This window comes from Pseudomonas sp. GV105 (assembly GCF_003058185.1).
GTDB classification, from domain to species: Bacteria; Pseudomonadota; Gammaproteobacteria; order Pseudomonadales; family Pseudomonadaceae; genus Aquipseudomonas; species Aquipseudomonas veronii.
The window spans coordinates 92910-117849 of the sequence record NZ_QBUF01000016.1; the positions used below are offsets into that span (position 1 = coordinate 92910).

23 protein-coding genes are annotated in these 24940 nt (G+C 63.4%); 11 read left to right on the top strand and 12 right to left on the bottom strand.

Annotation, left to right across the window (positions count from 1 at the left end; genetic code table 11):
* Window positions 1-66 precede the first annotated feature (66 nt).
* The 5 genes from C8K66_RS26310 to C8K66_RS26330 form a co-directional block, all read right to left on the bottom strand.
* Complete coding sequence (locus tag C8K66_RS26310) at window positions 67-1644, bottom strand: ABC transporter ATP-binding protein (RefSeq protein ID WP_046383118.1); 1578 nt, start codon at window positions 1642-1644, stop codon at window positions 67-69.
* Window positions 1645-1654: 10 nt separating this feature from the next.
* The gene (locus tag C8K66_RS26315) at window positions 1655-2677 is read right to left on the bottom strand and encodes an ABC transporter permease (RefSeq protein ID WP_017846638.1); all 1023 of its coding nucleotides are present in this window, start codon (window positions 2675-2677) and stop codon (window positions 1655-1657) included.
* A complete protein-coding gene (locus C8K66_RS26320) occupies window positions 2677-3738 on the bottom strand; it encodes a microcin C ABC transporter permease YejB (protein WP_057005432.1) in 1062 nt (353 codons plus the stop codon). Before C8K66_RS26320 ends, C8K66_RS26315 begins: the two co-directional genes overlap by 1 nt.
* Entirely contained in the window at window positions 3738-5597 is a 1860-nt protein-coding gene (locus tag C8K66_RS26325) for an extracellular solute-binding protein (protein ID WP_017846636.1), read from the bottom strand. Before C8K66_RS26325 ends, C8K66_RS26320 begins: the two co-directional genes overlap by 1 nt.
* 130 nt (window positions 5598-5727) lie before the next feature.
* Entirely contained in the window at window positions 5728-6009 is a 282-nt protein-coding gene (locus C8K66_RS26330; RefSeq protein ID WP_003208024.1) for a peptidylprolyl isomerase, read from the bottom strand.
* Between the two features lie 161 nt (window positions 6010-6170).
* Here C8K66_RS26330 and C8K66_RS26335 point away from each other — a divergent pair, with 161 nt between their 5' ends.
* The 8 genes from C8K66_RS26335 to C8K66_RS26370 all read left to right on the top strand — a co-directional run bounded on the left by C8K66_RS26335 (window position 6171) and on the right by C8K66_RS26370 (window position 12773).
* Window positions 6171-7361 carry an NnrS family protein gene (locus tag C8K66_RS26335; protein WP_108526412.1) on the top strand — a complete coding sequence of 397 codons (1191 nt, stop codon included), beginning with the start codon at window positions 6171-6173 and terminating at the stop codon, window positions 7359-7361.
* A 9-nt stretch (window positions 7362-7370) separates the two neighbouring features.
* On the top strand, window positions 7371-7790 hold the full coding sequence (locus tag C8K66_RS26340) for a hypothetical protein (protein ID WP_057005429.1): 420 nt from the start codon (window positions 7371-7373) through the stop codon (window positions 7788-7790).
* A gap of 100 nt (window positions 7791-7890) precedes the next feature.
* The gene (gene pdxH / locus C8K66_RS26345) at window positions 7891-8538 is read left to right on the top strand and encodes a pyridoxamine 5'-phosphate oxidase (RefSeq protein ID WP_017846633.1); all 648 of its coding nucleotides are present in this window, start codon (window positions 7891-7893) and stop codon (window positions 8536-8538) included.
* A gap of 84 nt (window positions 8539-8622) precedes the next feature.
* Window positions 8623-9177: a molybdenum cofactor biosynthesis protein B gene (gene moaB / locus C8K66_RS26350; RefSeq protein WP_046383123.1), complete on the top strand. Its 555-nt coding sequence runs from the start codon at window positions 8623-8625 to the stop codon at window positions 9175-9177.
* Window positions 9174-10406, top strand: a complete 1233-nt coding sequence (gene glp / locus C8K66_RS26355) for a gephyrin-like molybdotransferase Glp (protein WP_046383124.1) — start codon at window positions 9174-9176, stop codon at window positions 10404-10406. The genes moaB and glp overlap by 4 nt, the downstream gene beginning before the upstream one ends.
* A 9-nt stretch (window positions 10407-10415) precedes the next feature.
* The gene (locus tag C8K66_RS26360) at window positions 10416-11411 is read left to right on the top strand and encodes a peptidase U32 family protein (protein ID WP_017846630.1); all 996 of its coding nucleotides are present in this window, start codon (window positions 10416-10418) and stop codon (window positions 11409-11411) included.
* Between the two features lie 10 nt (window positions 11412-11421).
* A complete protein-coding gene (locus C8K66_RS26365) occupies window positions 11422-12312 on the top strand; it encodes a U32 family peptidase (protein WP_046383125.1) in 891 nt (296 codons plus the stop codon).
* The gene (locus tag C8K66_RS26370) at window positions 12306-12773 is read left to right on the top strand and encodes an SCP2 domain-containing protein (protein ID WP_017846628.1); all 468 of its coding nucleotides are present in this window, start codon (window positions 12306-12308) and stop codon (window positions 12771-12773) included. Before C8K66_RS26365 ends, C8K66_RS26370 begins: the two co-directional genes overlap by 7 nt.
* A gap of 49 nt (window positions 12774-12822) precedes the next feature.
* Here C8K66_RS26370 and C8K66_RS26375 read toward each other — a convergent pair whose 3' ends face one another.
* The 7 genes from C8K66_RS26375 to gloB form a co-directional block, all read right to left on the bottom strand.
* Complete coding sequence (locus C8K66_RS26375; RefSeq protein WP_017846627.1) at window positions 12823-14427, bottom strand: ABC transporter ATP-binding protein; 1605 nt, start codon at window positions 14425-14427, stop codon at window positions 12823-12825.
* Between the two features lies 1 nt (window position 14428).
* A complete protein-coding gene (locus C8K66_RS26380) occupies window positions 14429-15448 on the bottom strand; it encodes an ABC transporter permease (RefSeq protein ID WP_017846626.1) in 1020 nt (339 codons plus the stop codon).
* Window position 15449: 1 nt separating this feature from the next.
* Window positions 15450-16523 carry a microcin C ABC transporter permease YejB gene (locus C8K66_RS26385; protein ID WP_017846625.1) on the bottom strand — a complete coding sequence of 358 codons (1074 nt, stop codon included), beginning with the start codon at window positions 16521-16523 and terminating at the stop codon, window positions 15450-15452.
* Entirely contained in the window at window positions 16524-18356 is a 1833-nt protein-coding gene (locus tag C8K66_RS26390; protein ID WP_108526414.1) for an extracellular solute-binding protein, read from the bottom strand.
* Entirely contained in the window at window positions 18353-20182 is a 1830-nt protein-coding gene (locus tag C8K66_RS26395; protein ID WP_046383127.1) for an extracellular solute-binding protein, read from the bottom strand. The genes C8K66_RS26390 and C8K66_RS26395 overlap by 4 nt, the downstream gene beginning before the upstream one ends.
* A 234-nt stretch (window positions 20183-20416) precedes the next feature.
* Complete coding sequence (locus C8K66_RS26400; protein WP_057005426.1) at window positions 20417-21829, bottom strand: lytic transglycosylase domain-containing protein; 1413 nt, start codon at window positions 21827-21829, stop codon at window positions 20417-20419.
* 98 nt (window positions 21830-21927) lie between these two features.
* Entirely contained in the window at window positions 21928-22695 is a 768-nt protein-coding gene (gene gloB, locus C8K66_RS26405; RefSeq protein ID WP_057005425.1) for a hydroxyacylglutathione hydrolase, read from the bottom strand.
* Between the two features lie 65 nt (window positions 22696-22760).
* On the opposite strand from gloB, the gene C8K66_RS26410 reads away from it, so the two are divergent.
* The 3 genes from C8K66_RS26410 (at window position 22761) to dnaQ (ending at window position 24870) form a co-directional block, all read left to right on the top strand.
* Window positions 22761-23519 carry a class I SAM-dependent methyltransferase gene (locus C8K66_RS26410; RefSeq protein WP_017846620.1) on the top strand — a complete coding sequence of 253 codons (759 nt, stop codon included), beginning with the start codon at window positions 22761-22763 and terminating at the stop codon, window positions 23517-23519.
* Between the two features lie 87 nt (window positions 23520-23606).
* Window positions 23607-24059 (top strand): ribonuclease HI, encoded by a 453-nt coding sequence (gene rnhA, locus C8K66_RS26415; protein WP_017846619.1) that lies wholly within the window; start codon window positions 23607-23609, stop codon window positions 24057-24059.
* Between the two features lie 70 nt (window positions 24060-24129).
* A complete protein-coding gene (gene dnaQ / locus C8K66_RS26420; protein WP_164887049.1) occupies window positions 24130-24870 on the top strand; it encodes a DNA polymerase III subunit epsilon in 741 nt (246 codons plus the stop codon).
* Window positions 24871-24940: the final 70 nt, after the last annotated feature.

Genomic DNA, 24940 nt, shown 5'->3' on the forward strand with positions numbered 1-24940 from the left:
TTAACGATGACGCGGGCCTGCTGGTTGAACGCGGTGTCCTTGCGCTTTTCGCGAGCAAGCTCGCTCCTACAAGGGGATGTGTGCGGCGGCCAGCAGTTCCTGGGTGTACGGGTGTTGCGGCGATTCAAACACATCATGGCTGGCGCCGCGCTCCACCACCTTGCCGTCCTTGATCACGATCATGTCGTGGGCCATGGCGCGCACCACGGCCAGGTCATGGCTGATGAACAGGTAGGTCAGGCCGTACTTGTCCTGCAGCTCACGCAGCAACGCCACCACTTGCTTCTGCACCGTGCGGTCGAGGGCCGAGGTGGGTTCGTCGAGCAGCATCAGCGCCGGCTTGAGCACCAGCGCGCGGGCGATGGCGATGCGTTGGCGCTGGCCACCGGAAAACTCGTGGGGGTAACGATACCGGCTGGCCGGGTCGAGGCCGACGTCCTTGAGCACCTGGATCACCTGCGCGTCACACTCGGCGAGGCTGCACGGTGCGTGGACTTCCAGGCCTTCGCTGATGATCTGCTGCACCGACATGCGCGGGCTGAGGCTGCCGTAAGGGTCCTGGAACACCACCTGCATCTGTTTGCGCCACGGGCGCATCTGTTTGTGGTTGAGCGCGTCGAGGGCGACGCCCTGGAAGCGGATGCTGCCGGTGGAGTCCAGCAGGCGCAGGATCGCCTGGCCCAGGGTGGATTTACCCGAGCCCGACTCGCCGACGATGCCCAGCGTCTTGCCGCGTTGCACGCTGAGGCTGATGCCGTCCACCGCGCGCAGGTAGGTCTTGCGCTGAAACAGGCCGCCGCCGAGGGGGAATTGCACGCTCAGGTCGTCGACCTGCAACACCGTTTCGCGCGTTTCGCCGCACAGCACCTCGCCCGCCGGTTCAGCGTCGAGCAGCAAGCGGCTGTAGGGGTGTTGTGGCGCGTTGAACAAGGTTTCGCAGTCGGCCTGTTCGACGATCTCGCCGGTATGCATCACGCACACGCGCTGCGCCATGCTGCGCACCAGGTTGAGGTCGTGGCTGATCAGCAGCAGCGACATGCCCAGGCGTTGCTGCAAGGATTTGAGCAGCAACAGGATCTTGCGCTGCACGGTCACATCCAACGCGGTGGTGGGCTCGTCGGCGATCAGCAGTTCCGGCTCGCAGGCCAGGGCCATGGCGATCATCACGCGTTGGCGCTGGCCGCCGGAGAGTTGGTGCGGATAGGCCTTGAGCCGTTCCTGGGGGTTCTGGAGGCCGACCAGTTCGAGCAGTTCAATGATGCGCGCCTGTGCTGCTTTGCCGCCCATACCTTTGTGCAACAGCAGGGTTTCGCCGATCTGCTTTTCGATGCTGTGCAGCGGGTTGAGGGAGGTCATCGGCTCCTGGAAGATCATGGCGATGCGGTCGCCACGCAGCTTTTGCAGGGTGGCCGCCGATGCGCCGATCAACTCTTGGCCGCGATAGCGCACGGAGCCGCTGGTTTGCGTGCCGGCTTCGGGCAGTAGTTGCAGAATCGAAAGGGCCGTCACCGACTTGCCCGAGCCCGACTCGCCGACCAGCGCCAGGCACTCGCCGGGGCGCACATCCAGGCTCAGGTTGCGCACCACGGTCTGGCCGCTGAAGGCGACGCAGAGGTCGCGGATCTCGATCAGGTTGTCGCTCATACAGACTCACTCATGCACGGGGGTCGAAGGCATCGCGCAACGCCTCGCCGATAAATACCAGCAGCGACAGAATCAGCGCCAAGGTGAAAAACGCCGTCAGGCCCAGCCATGGCGCTTGCAGGTTCTGCTTGCCCTGGGCGATCAACTCACCCAGCGACGCGCTGCCCGCCGGCATGCCGAAACCGAGGAAATCCAGGGCGCTCAAGGTGGAAATCGCCCCGGTCAAAATAAACGGCAGGTAGCTCAGGGTGGCCGTCATGGCATTGGGCAGGATGTGTCGGCGCATGATCTTGGCGTCGCTCAAACCCAGGGCCCGCGCCGCCTTGACGTACTCCAGGTTGCGCCCGCGCAGGAACTCGGCGCGCACCACGTCCACCAGGGCCAGCCAGGAAAACAGCGCCATGATCCCCAGCAGCCACCAGAAGTTCGGTTCGACAAAGCCGGACAGGATGATCAGCAGGTACAGCACCGGCAACCCGGACCACACTTCCAGCACCCGCTGACCGATCAGGTCGACCCAGCCGCCGTAGTAACCCTGCAACGCGCCCGCGGCGATGCCGATGCTCGCACTGATCGCGGTGAGCGCCAGGGCAAACAGGATCGACACCCGCGCGCCGAAGATCACCCGCGCCACCACGTCGCGCGACTGGTCGTCGGTGCCCAGCCAGTTCACCGCCGAGGGCGGGCTGGGGGCCGGGCGGGTCAGTTCGTAGTTGGGCGTGTCGTCGCTGAACGGCACTGGCGGGAACAGCATCCAGCCGCCGTCCTGCTTGATCAGCTTCTGCACGTAGTCGCTGCGATAGTCGGCCTGGAACGGCAATTGCCCGCCAAACTGCTGCTCGGTGTAGCGCTTGAACACCGGAAAATACAGCTCGTTCTTGAAGCTCAACACCAAGGGCTTGTCATTGGCGATCAACTCGCCACCCAGGGTCAGGATGAAGAGGCCGATAAACAGCCACAGTGACCACCAGCCGCGGCGGTTCTTCTTGAACCGCTCGAAACGCCGACGGGCCACGGGAGATAGATTGAACATCAGGCGTTCCTCGCGGCGAAGTCGATACGCGGGTCCACCAGGGTGTAGCAGAGGTCGCCGATCAGTTTTATCAAGAGGCCGAACAGGGTGAAGATAAACAGCGAACCGAACACCACCGGGTAGTCGCGGGACACCGCGGCTTCGTAGCTCATGCGCCCGAGACCGTCGAGGGAAAAGATCACCTCGATCAGCAGCGAGCCGGCAAAGAACACGCTGATAAACGCCTGGGGAATCCCCGAGATCACCAGCAGCATCGCATTGCGGAACACATGCCCGTACAGCACCTGCCGTTCGCTCAAGCCTTTGGCGCGGGCGGTGACCACGTATTGGCGCGTGATCTCATTGAGGAACGAGTTTTTCGTCAGGATGGTCAGGGTGGCGAACCCGCCGATCACCAGCGCCGTGACCGGCAAGACCAGGTGCCAGAAATAGTCGGCGACCTTGCCCACCGTGCTCAGTTCGTCGAAGTTTTCCGAGACCAGGCCGCGCACCGGGAACCAGTTCAGCGAGGTGCCGCCAGCGAACACCACGATCAGGAACATCGCAAACAGGAACGCCGGCATCGCATAGCCGATCACGATGGCTGTGCTGCTCCACACATCGAAGTTGCTGCCATGGCGCACCGCCTTGCGGATCCCCAGGGGAATTGACACCAGGTAGGTGATCAGCGTGGCCCACAGGCCGAGGGAGATGGTCACCGGCATCTTTTCCAGGATCAGGTCGGTGACGGTCGCGCCGCGAAAGAAGCTGTTGCCGAAGTCCAGCCGGGCGTAGCTCTTGAGCATCAGCCACAGGCGCTCCGGCGCCGGCTTGTCGAAGCCGTATTGTTTTTCGATGTCCTTGATCAGTTTCGGGTCCAGGCCACGGCTGGCCCGCGAGCCGCTGCCGAGGCCTTCGCCGGCGGAACCGCCGATGCCGCCGCCGCCGATCCCTTGCAGGTGGGCGATCGCCTGTTCCACCGGCCCGCCGGGCGCGGCCTGCACGATCACGAAATTGACCAGCAGGATGATCACCAGCGTCGGGATGATCAACAGCAGGCGCCGCACGATATAGGCAAACATCAGCGCATCCCTCCGCGTTTTTTAAGCTCCGCGCTCATTTGTGCGTTCGTCAGTGGCGTGGGGCTGATTTCCCACCAGGTTTCCAGGGCTTCGTCATTCTTCGCCTCGATCGCCGGGCGGCCGAAGCGGTTCCACCACGCGGCGGACGTGCCGGGCGGGTAGTAATTGGGGATCCACAGGTAGTTCCATTGCAGCACCCGGTCCAGGGCGTGGGCGTAGGTGAGCATCTGCGCCTGGGTGTTGGCTTTCACCAGGCCCTTGATCAGGCTGTCGACGGCCGGGTCCTTGAGCACCATGTAGTTGTTGGCGCCCGGGTCGAACGCGGCGCTGGAGCCGAAGTAGTTGTACAACTCCATCCCCGGCGAGGTGGTGACCGGGAAGCCGGTGACGATCATGTCGTAGTCCCGCGTCATCAGCCGGTTGACATACTGCGAGGAGTCGATGCGACGGATGATCAGGGTGATGCCGATCTGCGCCAGGTTGCGCTTGTACGGCAGCAACAGACGCTCGAGGCCGGGTTGGGCATAGAGGAAGGTGAATTCCAGCGGCTCGCCCTCGGCGTTGACCAGCTTGTCGCCGTCGGGGTTCCAGCCGGCTTCTTCCAGCAGGGCCAAGGCTTGCAGTTGCTTGTCGCGGATCATGCCGCTGCCGTCGGTGACCGGGGCTTTGAAGACCTGGCTGAACACCTCGTCGGGCACCTGGCCGCGCAGAGGTTCGAGGATCGCCAGCTCTTCCGGGGTCGGCAATTCGCTCGCGGCCAGCGGGCTATTGGAGAAGTAGCTCTGCTGGCGGATGTACAGGTTGCGCATCATCTGCCGGTTGGCCCATTCGAAATCCCACAGCATCGCCAGGGCCTGGCGCACTCGGCGGTCCTGGAACATCGGTTTCTGCACGTTGAACACATAGCCCTGGGCCGGTTGCGGCATCTCTTTGGCCAGGTGCGCGCGTTGCAGGCGCCCGTCGTCCAGTGCCGGGCCGTTGTAGCCGATGGAGTAACCGGTGGCGGAGAACTCGCGGTTGAAGTCATACGCGCCGCCACGCAGCACCTGGCGCGCCACTTCGGTGTCGCCGAAATATTCCAGGCTCAGGTGATTGAAGTTGTACAGACCGCGGCTGACCGGCAAGTCCTTGCCCCACCAATCAGGGTTGCGGGTAAAGGTGATGGTGCTGCCCGCGTCGATCTTGCTGATTTTGTACGGGCCGCTGCCCAGCGGCGCTTCGTAGCCGCCGCCGTTGGCGAAGTCGCGGGTTTTCCACCAGTGCTCGGGGAACACCGGCAGGGTGGCGATATCCAGCGCCAGGGTGCGGTTTTCATCGCTGGAAAAATCGAAGCGCACCTGGCGTTCGCCTTCGACTTCGACGTGTTTGACGTCGGCGAACAGCGTGCGAAAGCGCAGGCTGCCCTGGGTCATCAGCAAATCGAAGCTGTAGCGCACGTCTTCGGCGGTGATCGGTGTGCCATCGGCAAAACGGGCCTTGGGGTTGAGGTAGAAGCGCAGCGACAGGCCGTCGTCCGCGCGTTCCATCTTCTCGGCGACCAGGCCGTAGACCGTGTACGGCTCGTCCAGGGAGCGCAGGGCCAGGGGCGAGTAGAGCCAGCCGTCGATCTGGGACACGCCGATGCCTTTGTCGATATAGGGCAGCACATGGTCGAAGCGCCCGATCTCGATGGCCGAACGCCGCAGGCTGCCGCCCTTGGGCGCGTTGGGGTTGGCATAGTCGAAATGGCTGAAGCCGGCGCCATATTTGGCCGGTTCGCCATACACAGTCAGGTAGGTTTGCGGGGCCGCGATCACAGCGGTGCTGGCCAGCAGCAGGGCCAGGGTGGAGCTGAATAGAGTCGAAAAAGCCAGTCGCATTATCTGCCTTGAGCGCCGGGTGAAGGAGAATAGGGATTTGTACGCTAACGGCCTGAGCATCGCCAGTCATCCCATGCACAACGGCCCACCAAAAGGCGGGCCGTTGTTTCAAGCATCAGCGTGGACTGAATCAGTCCTGACGGCTGGTGACTTCCAGCAGGTGATAACCGAACTGGGTTTTCACCGGGCCTTGCACGGTGTTGACCGGGGCGCTGAACACGACGGTGTCGAATTCTTTAACCATCTGGCCTGGACCGAACGAGCCCAGGTCGCCGCCTTGACGGCTGGATGGGCAGCTGGAATTGGCTTTGGCGACTTCTGCGAAATCGGCGCCGCCTTCGATCTGGGCCTTGAGTTCGTTGCACTTGTCTTCGGTGGCAACGAGGATGTGACGGGCGGTGGCTTTGGCCATGGGAATTAACTCCTTGAGTAAAAACGCTGAGCGTACCGGATTCGGGCGGTTATTTCCTGGCAAAGTTCCCCTGTCCGTGGCGGGCGTGCTTGATCTACGACAAGGGCAAAGCGCAGGCTGCAGCGCAAGATTGTCGCATTCATCTGTTTAGGAGCCGTGCTATGCAAGTGCTCGATCGACGCAAGGCCATGGCCATTCCCCCATTGTTTCGCCTGGCATTCCGCCCGTTTTTCCTCGGTGCCTGCCTGTTGGCGGTGCTGGTCATTCCTCTGTGGCTGTTCGCCCTGGGCGGCGCCACCGGTACTTGGCAACCGGCCGGTGGCTGGCTGGCCTGGCACCGGCATGAGCTGCTGTTCGGCTTTGGCGTGGCGATCATCGCCGGCTTTTTGCTGACCGCGGTGCAGACCTGGACCGGCCGCCCCGGCCTCAGCGGCGCGCCCCTGGCGTTGCTCGCCGGGTTATGGCTGGCGGCGCGCCTGGGTTGGTTGCTGAACCTGCCGTGGCCGCTGCTGGCGGTGCTGGAACTGAGTTTTCCGCTGGCGGTGGCCGGGGTGATGGGCTGGACGCTGTGGAAGGTCAGGCAAACCCGTAACTACCCGATTGTACTGGTGCTGGGCTTGCTCGCCGTGGCAGACGCGTTGGCGTTGTATGGGTTGCTGACCCATGACGAAGGCGTGGAGCGCCAGGCGGTGCTCACGGGGTTGTGGCTGGTGGCGGCGATGATGGGGCTGATCGGCGGTCGGGTGATTCCATTCTTCACCCAACGTGGCCTGGGCCGGGTCGATGCGGTCAAGCCGTGGCCGTGGCTGGACCGTGTGTTGCTGGGCGGTTCGATCCTGGTGGCGTTGCTTTACGCCAGCGGGCTGGCGGTGTTCCCCAGCCGGTGGAGCGGCGCACTGTTCGCTGTGCTCGGCCTGGGCCACTTGCTGCGCCTGGCGCGCTGGCATGACCGTGGCCTGTGGCGCGTGCCGCTGCTGTGGTCGCTGCACCTGGCCTACGCATGGTTGGCCGTGGCCTGCCTGGGCATGGCGCTGTGGCATTTCGGTGCGCCGCTCAACCCGAGCCTGGCCGTGCATGCGCTGACGATCGGCGCCATGGCCGGGCTGATCCTGGCGATGGTGGCGCGGGTCAGCCTGGGCCATACCGGTCGGCCGTTGCAGCCGCCGGGCGGGATGACCCTGGCGTTCGCCCTGTTGAACCTGGCGGCTGTGTGCCGGGTGGCACTGGTGTTGATCTGGCCCGTGGCGGCCTTGTGGCTGGCGGGGCTGTGCTGGTCGGTCGGCCTGGGCTTGTACCTGTGGCGGTATGGCCCGATGTTGTGGCGGGCGCGGGTCGACGGGCACCCCGGTTAGGAGCATTGCATGCTGTATTCGTGGTTGTTGATCGTGCATCTGCTGGCGGCGATCGCCTTTATCGGCACGCTGTTCTTTGAAGTGGTGATCTGGCACAGCGCCCGCGAGGAGCTGGCGTGGTCGGCGCGTTTCACCGCAGAACACGCGATCGCCCGGCGTTCGCGGCGGGTGCTGCATGGCGTGGTGGTGCTGCTGTATGGTGCGGGTATCGGCCTGGCCTGGCATTACCGCGGTCTGCCATGGAACAGTCATTTCGGACTGTTCCTGAGCCTGAAAATCTTCCTCGCCCTGAGCATCATCGGGCACTACCTGCTGCTGGCCTACTGGCTGACCCGCGAGCGCCTGAGCCCCAAGCGTGCGCTGTGGATACGGCGCAGCATTCTCGCGCACATGGTGGTGATCGTGGTGCTGGCGAAGTCATTGTGGTGAGCCGCCTGCGGCGCCATGACGCGGCGGATTGTTGATCGCGGTCAAGGGCTAAAACCTGCGCAGTTCCCACACTGTGGCGAATTCTCTGGAGGTTCGTCCCATGCCCCTGTCCCTCGCGCAACTGCGCCGCAACTACACCCTCTACGGCCTGCGGGACGACGGCGAGCAAGACGATCCGCTGGTGTTGTTCGGCCAGTGGCTGAGCCAGGCGCGCAAGACCGAAGCGCCTCCCGCCGAGGCCAACAGCATGGCCCTGGCCACGGTCGACAGCGAAGGGTACGCCCATTGCCGCATCCTGCTGCTCAAGGGCTTCAGCGCCGAAGGTTTTGTGTTTTTTGGCAATTACCAGAGCGCCAAGGGCGAGGAACTGGCGAGCAACCCCCATGCCGCGATGACGTTTTTCTGGCCCGGCCTGGAGCGTCAGGTGCGTATTGAAGGCGCGGTCGAGCGTCTCGATCCGGCGCTGTCGGACGCCTATTTCCTCGACCGCCCGGCCGCCAGCCAACTCGGTGCCTGGGCCTCGCCGCAGAGTCAGCCGCTGACCCACCGCAGCGAGCTGGAAGGTTTGCTGCGTGAGGTCACGGAGCGGTTCGCCGGCCAGCAACCGCCACGGCCCGAGCACTGGGGCGGGTACTGCCTGCAACCGCGCCGCATCGAGTTCTGGCAAGGCCGCCCCGACCGCCTGCATGACCGCCTCGACTACCGCCTGCGAGACGGCGCCTGGCAGCGCACACGGCTGGCGCCCTGACGAGGTACCTCCTTCGAGGAATAGGCCCTGCGCCCGTTGCGGCGCAGGCTGAGCGCATCTTTTTATCTGCCTGGAGCCTTGATCATGGCCCATTTGACCCAACGCAGTTTTGTCTCCCTGAACATCGCCGTACTGACCATCAGCGACACCCGCACCTTTGACACCGATACCTCCGGGCAGACCCTGGTAGAGCGCCTTGAAGGTGCCGGCCATGTGCTGATCGACCGTGGCCTGGTGATGGACGATATCTACCAGATCCGCGCCCGCGTTTCGCAGTGGATCGCCGACCCTCAGGTGCAAGTGATCCTGATGACCGGCGGCACCGGCTTCACCGCTCGCGACAACACGCCGCAAGCGGTGTTGCCGCTGCTGGATAAACAAGTGGACGGGTTCGGCGAGCTGTTCCGCCAGGTGTCCCTGGCGGAAATCGGCATGTCCACCTTGCAGTCCCGCGCCCTGGCGGGCATGAGCAATGGCGTGCTGGTGTGCTGCATGCCCGGTTCGCCCGGCGCGTGCCGTACTGCCTGGGACCAGATTCTGCTCAGTCAATTGGACAGCCGCACCGGCCCGTGCAACTTCGTTGCGCACCTCAAGCCTCAGTTCGAACAAGCGCTCAGCGCCTGCGAGGCGCGGTCATGAACACCCGCGTGTGCGACAGCGGGCAATTGATGCCGGTGGACGAGGCGATCGAGCAACTGCTGGCGCAGGCGCCACCTGCGCCGCCCACCGAAGTCATCCCCCTCGGCCAGGCCGCGGGTCGGGTGATCGCCGAAGAATTGTTTTCACCTCTCGACCTGCCGTGCTGGGACAACAGCGCCATGGACGGCTACGCCCTGCGCGCCGCCGATGTGCCGGAGCAGGGCGGCTACTTGGTGCTGGCCGGGCGGATTGCTGCCGGGCACAGCAGCGATGAGCTTTTACAGGCCGGGCAGACAGTACGGATTTTCACCGGTGCGCCGCTGCCGCCCGGCGCCGACAGCGTGGTGCCCCAGGAGCGTTGCCGCGTCTACGGCCAGCGTATCTGGTGCCCGCCGCTGCGCCTGGGCGAACACGTGCGCAAGCGCGGTGAAGAAATGCAGCGCGGGCAACGCCTGTTGCGTGTCGGCCAGCGCCTGCGCGCCCAGGAAGTCGGCCTGCTGGCGTCGGCCGGCATTCCGTGGGTCAAGGTTTATCGCCCCCTGCGCGTGTGCCTGCTGAGCAGCGGCGATGAACTGCGCGAGCCGGGCGAGTCGCTGGCGCCGGGGCAGATCTACAACAGCAACCGCCACCTGGTGACCGCGTTATTGCGCGGTTGGGGCGTGGAGGTGCTCGACTACGGGGTGATGGCCGACGCGTTGGCCGCCAGCCGCGACGCGTTGATCCTCGCGTCGTCCGAATGCGACCTGCTGCTGACCACCGGCGGCGTGTCGGTGGGCGAGGAGGATCATCTCAAACAAGCCATCCAGGAACTCGGTCGCGTGGATTTCTGGCGCCTGGCGATCCAGCCCGGCAAGCCCCTGGCGTTTGGCGAAGTGGCGGGCAAACCGTGGATCGGACTGCCCGGCAACCCGTCTGCCGCGCTGATCACTGCGTTGGTGGTGGTGCGCCCGTTCCTGTTGCGCGCCCAGGGCGTCGAGCGCGTGTTGCCGGTACCGGTCCAGGTGCCGGCCGGTTTTGAATGGCCTACCCCCAACAAGCGCCGCCAGTACCTGCGCGCGCGCTTGAGCCCCGGCGCGGATGGGCAATTGCGCGCCGTCCTGCACCCCCAGCAAAGCTCGGCGATGCTCACTGCCGCCTGCTGGGCCGATGGCCTGGTGATTGTCGAGCGCGAGCAACTGCTGCTCAAGGATGCACCGGTGCCTTTCTTGTCTTTCGCCGAGTTTCAATGAGGAGTCTCCATGCAACTGGTCTGCCCGGCAGGCAACCTGCCTGCGCTGAAAGCCGCGGTGCGCCAAGGCGCCGATGCGGTGTATGTCGGTTTTCGCGATGACACCAATGCCCGGCATTTCGCCGGGCTGAACATGGACGACAAGCAGTTCGACGCCGCCGTCGCCCATATCCGCCAGCACCAGCGCAAGCTGTATGTGGCGGTCAATACCTACCCGCAACCGAAGATCTGGTCACGTTGGCAACGCGCCGTCGACCGTGCGGCCGATCATGGCGTGGATGCGCTGATCGCCGGCGACCCGGGTGTGCTCGGCTATGCTGCCGCGCACCATCCGCAGATGGCGTTGCACTTGTCGGTGCAGGGCTCGGCCACCCATGCGGCGGCGCTGAAGTTCTACGTCGAACGTTATGGCATCCGCCGCGCGGTGCTGCCGCGGGTGCTGTCGCTGGCCCAGGTCAAACAGGTGGCGGCGAGCAGCGTGGTGCCGATCGAAGTGTTCGGCTTCGGCAGCCTGTGCATCATGGCCGAAGGGCGTTGCCACTTGTCGTCGTATATCACCGGTGAGTCGCCCAACCTGTGCGGCGTGTGCTCGCCGGCCAAGGCGGTGCGCTGGAGCGACGACGCCGATGGCCTCAGCGCGCGCCTCAGTGAAGTGCTGATCGACCGCTACACCCCGGAGGAACCGGCCGGCTACCCGACCTTGTGCAAAGGCCGCTTCCTGGTCGGCGGCAAGCGCTTCCATGCCCTCGAAGAACCGACCAGCCTCGACACCCTGGACCTGTTGCCCGAACTCAGCGCCATCGGCGTGGAGGCGGTGAAGATCGAAGGCCGGCAACGCAGCCCGGCCTATGTGGAACAAGTCACCCGAGTCTGGCGCGCCGCCCTCGACGCCCACCGCAGCGCCCCGGCCAATTTTGTGGTCAAGGACCAGTGGCGCCAGGTGCTGGCCGGACTTTCCGAAGGCAGCCAGACCACCCTGGGTGCTTACCATCGCGCATGGCAATGAGGAAACACAGATGAAGCTCAGCCTGGGACCGGTGCTGTTTTATTGGGATAAGGAACACTTGGGGCGCTTCTATTCAGACATGGCCGGCTTGCCCCTGGACGTGATTTACCTGGGGGAAACCGTGTGCTCCAAACGTCGCGCGTTTTCCCTGGATCAATGGTTGGGCCTGGGCCGCGAGTTGCAGTCGTGCAGCTCGGCGCAGATCGTGCTGTCGAGCCTGACCTTGATCGAAGCCGCCTCTGAACTGTCGAGCCTGCGCCGCCTGTGCGACAACGGCGAGGTGCTGGTCGAGGCCAACGACATGGGCGCGGTGCAGTTGCTGATCGAGCGCAAGTTGCCTTTTGTCGGCGGCCCGGCGCTCAATCTGTACAACGGCCACGCCCTGGCGCAATTGCTCGATGCGGGCATGCAGCGCTGGGTGCCGCCGGTGGAGTGCTCGCAAAGCCTGATCGCCGATGTGCTGGAACAGGTGCGCGAACTCGGCCGGCCGCTGCCCGAAGTGGAGATCTTCGCCTATGGGCATTTGCCCCTGGCGTACTCGGCCCGTTGCTTCACCGCCCGCGCGGAAAACCGGCCCAAGGACGATTGCCAGTTCTGTTGCATCAACTACCCCGACGGCATGGCCCTGACCAGCCAGGAAGGGCAACCGTTGTTCACCTTGAACGGGATTCAGACGATGTCGGCCGATGTCACCAACCTGCTCGCCGATTACCCCGGCCTGGTCGCGTGTGGCGCTGACCTGTTGCGCCTGAGCCCACGCGCCGAAGGGATGGTCGGCGTGGTCCAGGCGTTCGACCAGGTGCGCCAGGGCGCGATGCCGCCGTTGTGCGTCGACGGTTGCAACGGTTATTGGCATGGCCAGGCCGGCATGCTGCGGGTCGAGGAGGTGGGCCTGTGTTGAGTCGCAAACAATGGCTGCTCAAGGGCGCCGATCGCTTGTTGCCGCTGGTGCGCCACGTGCCGTTCCGGGTGCAGCGCCTGGCCTTGCAGCAAGGCCTCAACCGCTGCCTGGCCGAGCCGTTGCGCGACGGCGGCTTCGACCTGCTGCGCGGGCGCTGGATGTGCCTGCGCATCCCCGACCTTGGGCTGTGCTGGTACCTGACGCTGGCGCGGGATGGCTTGCGCATCGCTGAAAAAGCCGAGGCCCAGGTGACCATCAGTGGTAACTGGCGCGAGTTCTTGTTGCTGGCCAGTCGCCAGGAAGATCCGGACACCTTGTTCTTCCGGCGTCGCTTGGTGATTGAAGGCGACACGGAGTTGGGGCTGGGCTTGAAGAACCTGATCGACAGCCTGGACCCGGACGTATTGCCGGGCTGGTTGTGGCGCAACCTGGAGCGGGCCGGGCGCGGGCTGGCGGCTTGAGGCGAACGACCTATCCTTTCGCGCTGAACGGATAGGTCACGGCCCTGGGCTAAGGCGTCGGCACCAGAAACGCCGCCTCCAGCAACTGCCGGGTATAGGCATGCTGTGGGTTGGCGAAAATCGCCGGCGCGTCGCCCTGTTCCACCACCTGCCCATGCTTGACCACCATCAACTGGTGACTCAACGCTTTGACCACCGCCAGGTCATGGCTGATGAACAGATAGGTCAGGTTGTACTTGGCCTGCAAACCGCGCAGTAATTCCACCACTTGGCGCTGCACCGTGCGGTCGAGCGCCGAGGTCGGTTCGTCGAGCAGGATCAGGCGCGGCTTGAGCACCAGGGCGCGGGCAATGGCGATGCGTTGGCGCTGGCCGCCGGAGAACTCGTGGGGGTAGCGATGCCGCGACTGCGGGTCGAGGCCGACTTCCTTGAGCGCTGCGATGATCGCCGCTTCCTGCTCCGCTGGGCTGCCCATCTTGTGAATGCGCAGGCCTTCGCCGACGATCTCGCTGACGCACATGCGCGGGCTGAGGCTGCCGAATGGGTCCTGGAACACCACCTGCATTTCCCGGCGCAACGGGCGCACCTGTTGCTGGCTCAGGCGGTCGAGTTGCTGGCCTTCGAAGCGAATCCCGCCTTTGCTCGCGATCAGGCGCAGGATCGCCAAGCCGAGGGTGGACTTGCCCGAGCCGCTTTCGCCGACGATGCCCAGGGTTTGCCCCTGGGGCAGGCTGAAGTTGATGCCGTCCACCGCCTTGACGTAATCGACGGTGTTGCGCAAAAAGCCTTTCTTGATCGCAAACCAGACTTTCAAGTCGTCCACTTCCAGCAACGGTGGCCCGACGGCGGTGGCGGCCGGCCCGCCGCTGGGTTCGGCGGCGAGCAGCTCCTGGGTGTAAGGGTGCTGCGGCGACTGGAACAAGGTTTCGCAATCGGCTTGCTCGACGATGCAACCCTGTTGCATCACGCACACACGGTGGGCAATGCGCCGCACCAGGTTCAAGTCGTGGCTGATCAGCAGCAACGCCATGCCCAGGCGCGCCTGCAGCTCCTTGAGCAGCTCGAGGATCTTCAACTGCACCGTCACGTCGAGGGCGGTGGTCGGTTCGTCGGCAATCAACAGCTCCGGCTCGTTGGCCAGGGCCATGGCGATCATCACTCGTTGGCGCTGGCCGCCGGACAGTTCGTGGGGCAGCGCCTTGAGGCGTTTATGCGGCTCGGGAATGCCCACCAGTTCGAGCAACTCGAGGGTGCGCCGGGTCGCGACTTTGCCGGTCAGCCCTTTGTGCAGGCCGAGCACTTCGTTGATCTGCTTCTCGATGCAGTGCAGCGGGTTCAACGAGGTCATCGGCTCCTGGAAGATCATCGCAATGCGGTTGCCGCGAATATGCCGGATGGTTTTTTCGTTGAGGGTCAGCAGGTCCTGGCCGACGTATTCGATGGTGCCGGCGGGGTGCCGCGCCAAGGGGTAGGGCAGCAGGCGCAGGATTGAGTGGGCGGTCACCGATTTGCCGGAGCCGCTTTCGCCGACCAGCGCCAGGGTTTCGCCGCGCTTGATGTCGAAGCTGACGTGGTTCACCACGCGGTGGTGATGCTCGCCGGTGACGAACTCGACGCAGAGGTCGCGGACTTCGATCAGATTGTCCTGATTCATCTCATTTCCTCGGGTCGAAGGCATCGCGAGCGGACTCGCCGATAAACACCAGCAAACTCAACATGATCGCCAGCACGGCAAAGGCACTCATGCCCAGCCACGGCGCTTGCAGGTTGGATTTGCCCTGGGCCACCAGTTCCCCCAGCGACGGCGAACCCGCCGGCAGGCCGAAGCCGAGGAAGTCCAGGGCGGTCAGGGTGCCGATGGCGCCGGTGAGGATGAACGGCATGAAGGTCATGGTCGAGACCATGGCATTGGGCAGGATATGGCGGAACATGATCGCGCCGTTCTGCATGCCCAGCGCCCTGGCCGCGCGCACGTATTCCAGGTTGCGCCCACGCAGGAACTCGGCGCGGACCACGTCCACCAGGCTCATCCACGAGAACAGCAGCATGATCCCCAGCAGCCACCAGAAGTTGGGCTGCACGAAACTGGCGAGGATGATCAGCAGGTACAGCACCGGCAAGCCCGACCAGATCTCCAGGAAGCGTTGCCCGGCCAGGTCGACCCAGCCGCCATAGAAGCCCTGCAGGGCCCCGGCGATCACGCCGATGATCGAGCTGAGCACGGTCAGGGTCAGGGCAAACAGCACCGACACGCGAAAGCCATAGATCACCCGCGCCAAGACGTCGCGGCCCTGGTCATCGGTGCCCAGCAGGTTGACCGAAGACGGCGGCGCGGGGGCCGGTACCTTCAGGTCGTAGTTGATGCTCTGATAGCTGAACGGGATCGGCGCCCACAGCGTCCACGCGCCCTTGGCCTTGAGCAGCTCCTGGATATACGGGCTCTTGTAGTTGGCCTCCAGGGGGAACTCGCCGCCGAAGGTGGTTTCCGGGTAGCGTTTGAGCGCCGGGAAATACCAGTCGCCGTCGTAATGCACCACCAGCGGTTTGTCGTTGGCGATCAGCTCGGCGCCCAGGCTCAGGCCGAACAGGATCAGGAACAGCCACAGCGACCACCAGCCGCGTTTGTTTGCCTTGAACCGCTCGAACCGGCGGCGATTGAGGGGGGACAGATTCATCTCAATGCTCCCGGCTGGCGAAGTCGATACGCGGATCGACCAGGGTGTAGGTGAGGTCACCGATCAGTTTCACCACCAGCCCGAGCAGGGTGAAGATAAACAGCGTGCCGAACACCACCGGGTAGTCGCGGTTGATCGCGGCTTCAAAGCTCATCAGGCCGAGGCCGTCGAGGGAGAAGATCACTTCCACCAGCAGCGAGCCGGTGAAGAAGATCCCGATGAACGCCGAGGGGAAACCGGCGATCACCAGCAGCATGGCGTTGCGGAACACATGGCCGTAGAGCACGCGGTGGTTGGTCAGGCCCTTGGCCTTGGCGGTAACCACGTACTGTTTGTTGATCTCGTCGAGAAAGCTGTTTTTGGTCAGCAGCGTCATGGTCGCGAAGTTGCCGATCACCAGCGCGGTGATGGGCAAGGCCAGGTGCCAGAAGTAGTCGAGGATCTTGCCGCCCCAGCTCAGCTCATCGAAATTGTTGGAGGTCAGCCCGCGCAAGGGGAACCAGTCGAAGTAACTGCCGCCGGCAAACACCACGATCAGCAGGATCGCGAACAGGAACGCCGGGATCGCGTAGCCGACGATGATCGCCGAGCTGGTCCATACGTCGAAGTGGCTGCCGTGTCGCGTGGCCTTGGCGATCCCCAGCGGGATCGAGACCAGGTACATGATCAGCGTGCTCCACAGCCCGAGGGAGATCGACACCGGCATCTTTTCCTTGATCAGGTCGATGACCTTGGCGTCGCGAAAGAAGCTGTCGCCGAAATCCAGCCGGGCGTAGTTCTTGACCATGATCCACAAGCGTTCCGGTGCCGACTTGTCGAAACCGTACATGGTTTCGATTTCCTTGATCAGCGCCGGGTCCAGGCCTTGGGCGCCACGGTAGCTGGAGCCGGCCACCGCGACTTCGGCGCCGCCGCCGGCAATGCGGCTGGTGGCGCCTTCGAAGCCTTCGAGCTTGGCGATCATCTGCTCCACCGGGCCACCCGGGGCGGCCTGGATGATGACGAAGTTGATCAGCAGAATCCCGAACAGCGTGGGGATGATCAGCAACAGGCGGCGAATGATATAGGCCAGCATTTAATCGCCTCCGCTCGCCGGGTCGGCGCTCGTGTCCAGGGTGGTGGCAGGTTTGACGTCGGGTTTGGCCCACCAGGTGGCGGTGCCGACGTCATAACGCGGTGGCACTTTGGGATGACCGAGATGGTCCCAGTACGCCACGCGGAAGGTCTTGATGTGCCAGTTGGGGATCACGTAGTAGCCAAATTGCAACACGCGATCCAGGGCCTTGGCATGGGCGATCAGGCTTTGGCGCGAGTCGGCGTCGATCAGTTCTTCGACCAGTTGGTCGACGGCCGGGTCCTTGAGACCCATGTAGTTGCGGCTGCCGGGCTTGTCGGCACTGGAGGATTTCCAGAATTCGCGTTGTTCATTACCCGGCGAGGTGGACTGCGGGAAGCTGCCCACCAGCATGTCGAAATCCCGCGAGCGCAGGCGATTGACGAATTGCGAGACGTCGACCCGGCGAATCACCAGGTCGATGCCCAGGTCTGCCAGGTTGCGCTTGAAGGGCAGCAGGATGCGTTCGAACTCGGTCTGCGCCAGCAAAAATTCAATGCTCACCGGTTTGCCGGTGGCGTCGACCATCTTGTCGTCGACGATGCGCCAGCCGGCTTCCTGCAACAGCTGGTAGGCCTCGCGCTGCTGGGTGCGGATCATGCCGCTGCCGTCGGTCTTGGATGGTTCGAAGGCCTGGGTGAAGACTTCGGCGGGGATCTTGTCGCGCAGCGGTTCGAGGATCGCCAGTTCGTCCGGGCCGGGCAGGCCGGTGGCGGCCATCTCCGAGTTCTCGAAGTAGCTGCGGGTGCGGGTGTAGGCGCCGTTGAACAGCTGCTTGTTGCTCCATTCGAAATCCAGCAACAGGCTGATGGCCTTGCGCACGCGCACGTCCTGGAACATCGGCTTGCGTGTGTTGAACACGAAACCCTGCATGCCGGTGGGGTTGCCGTTGGGGATCTCTTCCTTGACCAGGCGCCCCTCGGCCACCGCCGGAATGTTGTAGGCGTTGGCCCAGTTCTTCGCGCTGAACTCCAGCCAGTAGTCGAACTGCCCGGCCTTCAACGCTTCCAGGGCTACCGTGTTGTCACGGTAATAGTCGGTGATGCGCTGATCGAAGTTGTAGAAACCTTGGGTGATCGGCAGGTCTTTGGCCCAGTAGTCCTTGACCCGCTCGTAGCGGATCATGCGCCCGGCCTTGACCTCGGCGACCTTGTACGGCCCGCTGCCCAGCGGGATTTCCAGGTTGCCCTTGGTGAAGTCGCGGGTGGCCCACCAATGCTTGGGCAATACCGGCAGTTGCCCGAGGATCAGCGGCAATTCGCGGTTGTTGGTGCGCTTGAACTTGAACAGCACCCGCAGCGGGTCTTCGGCGACCACTTCGTCGACGTCGGCGTAGTAAGTGCGGTAGAGCGGCGAGCCTTCCTTCATCAGCATCTGGAAGGTGAACACCACGTCTTCGGCGTGGATCGGGTGGCCATCGTGGAAGCGTGCTTCGGGGCGCAGGTAGAAGCGCACCCAGCTGTTGTCCGGGGCTTTTTCGATCTTGCCGGCCACCAGGCCGTATTCGGTGATGGGTTCGTCCAGGCTCTGCATGGCCAGGGTGTCGTAGATCAGGCTGATATTGTCCGCCGGCACGCCCTTGCTGATGTAGGGGTTGAGGCTGTCGAAACCGCCCATGCTCGACTCGCGAAAGGTGCCGCCTTTGGGCGCGTCGGGGTTGACGTAGTCGAAGTGCTTGAAGCTGGCGGGGTACTTGGGCGGCTCGTTGTAGAGGGTCAGCGCATGTTGCGGGGCGGCGTTGGCCGCCGTGCAGAGCAACAGACTGCCGAGCAGTGCTGTACGCAAAGACATCATTGGGCTTTCTCCGAAGCTTTCAGCCACCACGCGCTCAGGCCCAGGCTGTAGGGCGGCGTGGTGACAAAGGCGAACCGGTTGCGGTAGGCCAGGCGATGATAGTTGAGGTACCAGTTGGGAATGCTGTAATGCTGCCACAGCAGGACCCGGTCCAGGGCCCGGCCGGCGGCCAGTTGTTCGTCGCGGGTTTGTGCCGCCAGCAGTTGCTCGAGCAGACGGTCGACCACCGGGTTGGCGATGCCGGCGTAGTTCTTGCTGCCCTTGATCGCCGCCTGGCTGGAGTGGAAGTACTGCCACTGCTCAAGGCCGGGGCTGAGGGTCTGGTTGAGGGTCATCAGGATCATGTCGAAATCGAACTGATCGAGGCGCTGTTTGTACTGCGCCCGGTCGACCGTGCGCAGGTGCGCGTCGATACCGATACTGTTCAGGTTTTCCACGTAGGGCTGCAGGATGCGCTCCAGGTTCGGGTTGACCAGCAGGATCTCGAAGCGCAGCGGCTGCCCGTCCTTGTTGAGCAGGCGCTGCCCGGACAGCTTCCAGCCGCCTTCGCCGAGCAGGGCCAGGGCACGGCGCAAGGTGTCGCGAGGGATGCCGTGCCCGTCGGTCTGGGGCAGGCTGAACGGTTGGGTATAGAGATTGGCCGGCAGTTGGTCGCGGTAGGGCGAGAGCATCAACCATTCATGGCCGACCGGGACGCCGGTCGCCGAAAATTCGCTGTTGGGGTAATAGCTCAAGGTGCGTTTATAGGCGTTGCTGAACAGGGTGCGGTTGGTCCATTCAAAGTCGAACATCAGCCCCAGGGCTTCACGCACCTTGGCCTGGCTGAACGTCGGGCGCCGCGTGTTCATGAACAGGCCCTGGCTTTGGGTCGGGATCTGGTGGGCGATCTGCGCCTTGATCACGTCGCCGCGGCTGACCGCCGGGAAGTCATAACCATTCGCCCAGTTTTTGGCCTGATGCTCGATATAGATATCGAACTCGCCGGCCTTGAAGGCTTCGAAGGCGACGTCGCTGTCGCGGTAGAACTCCACTTCGACCTTGTCGTAGTTATAGAAACCCTGGTTGACCGGCAGGTCCTTGCCCCAATAATCCTTGACCCGCTCGAACACCAGTTGCCGGCCCGGGGTGACCTTGCTGAGGCGATAGGGCCCGCTGCCCAGCGGTGGTTCGAAGGTGGTGGCCTTGAAGTCGCGGTTTTTCCAGTAATGCTGGGGCAGCACTGGCAGTTCGCCCAGGCGCAGGATCAGCAACGGGTTGCCGGCGCGCTTGAACACAAAACGGATACGGTGGCGGTTGAGGATGTCGACCCGCGCGACTTCCTGCAGGTTGGTGCGGTACTGCGGATGACCTTCGGTCAGCAGGGTGCGATAGGAAAACGCCACGTCATACGCGGTGATCGGCTTGCCATCGTGAAAGCGTGCTTCCGGGCGCAGGTTGAACACCACCCAGCTGCGGTCCTCGCTGTACTCCACCGATTGGGCAATCAGCCCGTAGCTGGAGGTCGGCTCATCGCCGGACGGCGCGTACTGGCCGGTGCCGACCATCAACGGTTCGTTCAGCTCATTGACGCCGTATTGCAGGAAGTTCGGTGTGGAAACCGGGCTCGAACCCTTGAAGGTATAAGGGTTGAGGGTGTCGAACGTGCCAAACGCCATGACCCGCAACGTCCCGCCTTTCGGCGCTGCAGGGTTTACCCAATCGAAGTGGGTGAATTTGGTCGGGTACTTGAGCGTGCCGAACTGCGCATAACCGTGGCTTTCGGTAATCGTCGCGTGCGCAGCAAAGCTCAAGGCCAGACTTATTAGTAGAAGGAGGGGACGCGTCAAGTCAGAGATCCGATCCAGGCAGCTTGGGCTTTATGATCGGTACAGTAACAGCTTGTTCCCGTTGGAAAAAGGCTGTTGGGAAGGGTGGCAGGAGGCTGGCGAGGTATTGAGCGGCGTAGAGATCAAATGTGGGAGCTGGCTTGCCTGCGATGGCATCACCCTGATGTAACTGATACACCTCGGTGTCTGCATCGCAGGCAAGCCAGCTCCCACAGGAGCGCGCTTGCCTGCGGTTTATCTTGGCCCGGAAACCACCAGCATCTGCCCAGGCTTGAGCGCCATGCCAGTGCGTGGGTTCCAGCGCTTGAGATGTTGCATCTCGACGTTGAAACGCTTGGCGACGATATACAGCGAGTCGCCTTTCTTGACCTTGTACTGCACTGGCTTCTTGCTGTCGGCCTTGGCCACCAGCTTGCGCGTGTCCTGCATCACCAGGGTCTGGCCGACCTTGAGTGCCTGGCCGTTGAGCTTGTTCCAGCGCTGCAGGTCATGCACGTCGACCTTGTTGGTCTTGGCGATCAGCGTCAGGTTGTCGCCGTTGCGCACTTTGTAGCTACGGCTGCGGCCGGCCACGGATTTGCTCTCGACTTCGTCGAAAACCGGCTTTTTAGGGCGTAATGCCAGTAATTCTTCAGGCTTCATCGCCGAAAGGCTGCTGGTCAGCAGTTGCGCCTTGGAGCTGGGCACCAGCAAATGCTGGGGGCCGTCCAGGGTGGTGCGTTGCTTCAGGGCCGGGTTGAGCTGGAACAGTTCGTCTTCGTCGATCTCGGCCAGCGCGGCGACCCGTGACAGGTCCATGCTTTGCTTGACTTCAACCACTTCGAAGTACGGCGTGTTGGCAATCGGGTTCAGGTTGACGCCGTAGGCATCCGGGGCCAGCACCACCTGGGACAGCGCCAGGAACTTGGGCACGTAGTCCTTGGTTTCCTGGGGCAGGGGCAGGTTCCAGTAGTCGGTCGGCAGGCCGAGCTTCTCGTTGCGCTCGATCGCCCGGCTTACCGTGCCTTCGCCAGCGTTATACGCGGCCAGGGCCAGCAGCCAGTCGCCGTTGAACATGTCATGCAGACGTGTCAGATAGTCCAGGGCGGCGGTGGTGGACGCGGTGATATCGCGACGACCGTCGTAGGCGCGGGTCTGGCGCAGGTTGAAGTAACGCCCGGTGGAGGGAATGAACTGCCACAAGCCGACGGCATCGCTGCGCGAATAGGCCATTGGGTTGTAGGCACTTTCAATCACTGGCAGCAGCGCCAGCTCCAGGGGCATGTTGCGTTCTTCAAGGCGTTCGACGATGTAATGAATGTAGAGGCTGCCGCGTTCGCCGGCGTTCTCCAGGAAGGACGGGTTGCTGGCGAACCACAGGCGTTGTTGCTCGATACGCGGGTTGACGCCGAGACCGTCTTGCAATTGAAAGCCCCGACGCATGCGTTCCCAGACATCCTGGGGCGCTTCGGGGCTCGGCTTCTCTGAGAGCCAAATAGGTTTTTGCTTGATCTTGGCAGCAAGATTCGGTTTGGGTTGCACGGTGGATTGTGCAGCGAAATTTGTCGATTGGCAGCCCGCCAGAGTTGCGGAGACAGCCACCGCCACGGCTTGAGCCAGGCGGGTCAATGCGTCTGAATGATTGGATTTACGAGTAGATGACGACATTGGCTGGAAGTAAGTTCCGGGCAAAAATGTCGGGCGATTCTAGAAAGCGCTTTGGTTCCGGTCAACCATTCAGAAATTACGTATCAGATTGCGTCACGTTAGAACTTATCTTTCCAAGCCCTCAAGCTAGCAAATACCTCGTCCCCAGAGCGGTTGTCGCGGCCGTTCCGTTCGTCCGCTTTTTGTTTAACGGATGTTTCAGCGGTACGCAGAAACGGGTTGGTGCGTTTTTCCAGGGCCAGGTTGGACGGCAGCGTGATCTCGCCACGGGCGCGCAGTCGGTTGACGTTTTCCACCCGTTCGGCGATATCGGCGTTGTCCGGTTCCACTGCCTGGGCAAACCTGAGATTGCTCTGTGTATATTCATGGGTGCAGTACACCCGCGTGTCGGCGGGCAGGGCGGCCAGGCGTTGCAGCGAGGCATGCATTTGCGCCGGCGTGCCTTCGAACAGGCGGCCGCAACCGGCGGCGAAGAGCGTGTCGCCGCAAAACAGCACGCCTGGGTGGTAAAAGGCGATATGGCCGAGGGTGTGGCCGGGGACGGCGTACACCGCGAAGTCCCAACCCAGCACGCTGATGCGCTGGTTGTCCTGCAGGGCAACGTCCCGCGCCGGGATCGTTTCGTGGGCCGGGCCGTAGACCGTGGCGCCGCTCACGCGTTTCAGCGCTTCGACGCCGCCCACATGATCATGGTGATGGTGGGTGACGAGGATGTCGCTGAGCGTCCACCCCGGGTTCTGCTTGAGCCAGGCCAGCACGGGGGCGGCATCGCCGGGGTCGACCACGGCGCAGCGGCGGGACTGGGGTTCCTGTAACAACCAGATGTAGTTATCGGTGAAGGCGGGCAGGGCACTGATCTGTATCATTCTTCGATTCGCCAAGCTGAACACATTGGTGCATCTTAGAACGTCTAGGCGAGTTGGAGAATGCAATGACTGATAAAGCGTTCGCCCAGGCCGATCCTGAATGGCTGGCCCTGATCAGCGCGGCCCGTGACTGGCTGTCCGGGCCGATCGGGCAATTTTTGCTGGATGAAGAACGGCGCATGCTCGAAGACGAGCTGGGCCGGTTCTTTGGCGGTTACCTGGTGCATTACGGCCCGTCGGCCCAGACGCCGCCGTCCGCGCCGCAGGTGCAACGCAATGTGCGCCTGGGCGCGCCGTTGCCGGGGGTGGAGATCGTCTGCGAAGAGCAGGCCTGGCCGTTGAGCGAGCACGCCGCCGATGTGGTGGTGCTGCAGCATGGCCTGGATTTCTGCCTGTCACCCCATGGTTTGTTGCGCGAAGCCGCCAGCAGCGTGCGCCCAGGTGGCCATTTGCTGATTGTCGGTATCAACCCCTGGAGCAGCTGGGGCCTGCGCCATGTGTTCGCCCATGACGGCCTGCGCCAGGCCCGTTGCATTTCGCCGTCGCGGGTGGGGGACTGGCTGAACCTGCTGGGCTTCGCGCTGGAGAAACGCCGCTTCGGGTGCTATCGTCCGCCGCTGGCGTCGACCAAGTGGCAGGCCCGTCTGGCCGGCTGGGAGCGTCGGGCGGGGGCTTGGCAGCTGTCGGGTGGCGGCTTCTATTTACTGGTCGCACGCAAGATCGTGGTCGGGCTGCGGCCGGTGCGTCAGGTGCTACGCCAACCCATGGGCAAACTGGTGCCGATGCCGATGGCCAAGGTCAACCGCAAGCAAAGCCAACCGTAGAACCCTCTTTTTGATTTCAGGCCGGATCAGTCGGCCTCGGGATACTGCCGGCCTAAGCCCGGCAACCCGTTTTGATGGATGTAACCGATGACCGATAGCGTTGAACTCTTCACCGATGGCGCCTGTAAAGGCAACCCTGGCCCCGGCGGCTGGGGCGCCTTGCTGGTGTGCAAGGGCGTGGAGAAGGAACTGTGGGGCGGCGAAGCCAACACCACCAACAACCGCATGGAGCTGATGGGCGCCATTCGCGGCCTCGAAGAGCTCAAGCGGCGTTGCGACGTGCTGCTGGTGACCGACTCGCAATATGTGATGAAGGGCATCAACGAGTGGATGGTCAACTGGAAGAAACGCGGCTGGAAGACGGCGGCCAAAGAGCCGGTCAAGAACGCCGACCTGTGGCAACTGCTCGATGAGCAATGCAACCGCCATAACATCACCTGGAAATGGGTGCGCGGGCACATCGGCCACCATGGCAACGAGCGTGCCGACCAGTTGGCCAACCGTGGCGTCGACGAAGTGCGGGGCTACAAGCAGGGCTGATGCCGGCTGACGTGTTAAGATTGCGCCCCTTGAAATACACCACACCGTTGAGAGCTGAACCCTGATGGCCATCCGATCTGTTGTACTCGATACCGAAACCACCGGCATGCCGGTGACCGATGGTCACCGGATCATTGAAATCGGCTGTGTCGAACTCATGGGCCGTCGCCTCACCGGTCGTCACTTCCACGTCTACCTGCAACCGGACCGCGAAAGTGACGAGGGCGCGATCGGCGTCCACGGTATCACCGACGAATTCCTCAAAGGCAAGCCGCGCTTCGCGGAAGTCGCCGACGAGTTCTTCGAGTTCATCAACGGCGCGCAGTTGATCATCCATAACGCGGCGTTCGACGTCGGCTTCATCAATAACGAATTTGCCCTGATGGGGCAGACGGATCGCGCGGATATTTCCCGGCACTGCTCGATCCTCGACACCCTGATGATGGCCCGTGAGCGTCACCCGGGCCAGCGCAACAGCCTGGATGCCTTGTGCAAACGCTATGGCGTCGACAACTCCGGCCGTGAGCTGCACGGCGCGTTGCTCGACTCCGAGATCCTGGCCGACGTTTACCTGACCATGACCGGCGGGCAGACCAGCCTGTCCCTGGCCGGCAATGCCTCCGACGGTGCCGGTTCGGCGGAAGGTTCGGGCAATCGCCCTTCGGAAATTCGTCGCCTGCCGGCGGATCGCAAACCGACGCCGATCATCCGCGCCAGCGCGCAGGACCTCGCCGAGCATGCGGCGCGGCTTGAAGCGATTGCCAAGTCGGCGGGCGCGCCGGCGTTGTGGACCCAACTGACCCAGCAATAATCTGGCTGAGCGCAATCCAACAATGTGGGAGGGAGCAAGCTCCCTCCCACATTGGTAAGTCGCTGCTTTC

What these genes read in the sequence shown, in the direction of transcription:
- moaB (WP_046383123.1), top strand. Translation starts at nt 8,623, where the DNA reads ATGGCCCATTTGACCCAACGCAGTTTTGTCTCCCTGAACATCGCCGTA.
- C8K66_RS26315 (WP_017846638.1), bottom strand. Translation starts at nt 2,677, where the DNA reads ATGTTCAATCTATCTCCCGTGGCCCGTCGGCGTTTCGAGCGGTTCAAG.
- C8K66_RS26310 (WP_046383118.1), bottom strand. Translation starts at nt 1,644, where the DNA reads ATGAGCGACAACCTGATCGAGATCCGCGACCTCTGCGTCGCCTTCAGC.
- C8K66_RS26390 (WP_108526414.1), bottom strand. Translation starts at nt 18,356, where the DNA reads ATGATGTCTTTGCGTACAGCACTGCTCGGCAGTCTGTTGCTCTGCACG.
- pdxH (WP_017846633.1), top strand. Translation starts at nt 7,891, where the DNA reads ATGCCCCTGTCCCTCGCGCAACTGCGCCGCAACTACACCCTCTACGGC.
- C8K66_RS26365 (WP_046383125.1), top strand. Translation starts at nt 11,422, where the DNA reads ATGAAGCTCAGCCTGGGACCGGTGCTGTTTTATTGGGATAAGGAACAC.
- C8K66_RS26340 (WP_057005429.1), top strand. Translation starts at nt 7,371, where the DNA reads ATGCTGTATTCGTGGTTGTTGATCGTGCATCTGCTGGCGGCGATCGCC.
- C8K66_RS26325 (WP_017846636.1), bottom strand. Translation starts at nt 5,597, where the DNA reads ATGCGACTGGCTTTTTCGACTCTATTCAGCTCCACCCTGGCCCTGCTG.
- glp (WP_046383124.1), top strand. Translation starts at nt 9,174, where the DNA reads ATGAACACCCGCGTGTGCGACAGCGGGCAATTGATGCCGGTGGACGAG.
- C8K66_RS26335 (WP_108526412.1), top strand. Translation starts at nt 6,171, where the DNA reads ATGCAAGTGCTCGATCGACGCAAGGCCATGGCCATTCCCCCATTGTTT.
- C8K66_RS26330 (WP_003208024.1), bottom strand. Translation starts at nt 6,009, where the DNA reads ATGGCCAAAGCCACCGCCCGTCACATCCTCGTTGCCACCGAAGACAAG.
- C8K66_RS26375 (WP_017846627.1), bottom strand. Translation starts at nt 14,427, where the DNA reads ATGAATCAGGACAATCTGATCGAAGTCCGCGACCTCTGCGTCGAGTTC.
- C8K66_RS26410 (WP_017846620.1), top strand. Translation starts at nt 22,761, where the DNA reads ATGACTGATAAAGCGTTCGCCCAGGCCGATCCTGAATGGCTGGCCCTG.
- rnhA (WP_017846619.1), top strand. Translation starts at nt 23,607, where the DNA reads ATGACCGATAGCGTTGAACTCTTCACCGATGGCGCCTGTAAAGGCAAC.
- C8K66_RS26320 (WP_057005432.1), bottom strand. Translation starts at nt 3,738, where the DNA reads ATGTTTGCCTATATCGTGCGGCGCCTGCTGTTGATCATCCCGACGCTG.
- C8K66_RS26400 (WP_057005426.1), bottom strand. Translation starts at nt 21,829, where the DNA reads ATGTCGTCATCTACTCGTAAATCCAATCATTCAGACGCATTGACCCGC.
- C8K66_RS26380 (WP_017846626.1), bottom strand. Translation starts at nt 15,448, where the DNA reads ATGAATCTGTCCCCCCTCAATCGCCGCCGGTTCGAGCGGTTCAAGGCA.
- C8K66_RS26360 (WP_017846630.1), top strand. Translation starts at nt 10,416, where the DNA reads ATGCAACTGGTCTGCCCGGCAGGCAACCTGCCTGCGCTGAAAGCCGCG.
- gloB (WP_057005425.1), bottom strand. Translation starts at nt 22,695, where the DNA reads ATGATACAGATCAGTGCCCTGCCCGCCTTCACCGATAACTACATCTGG.
- C8K66_RS26385 (WP_017846625.1), bottom strand. Translation starts at nt 16,523, where the DNA reads ATGCTGGCCTATATCATTCGCCGCCTGTTGCTGATCATCCCCACGCTG.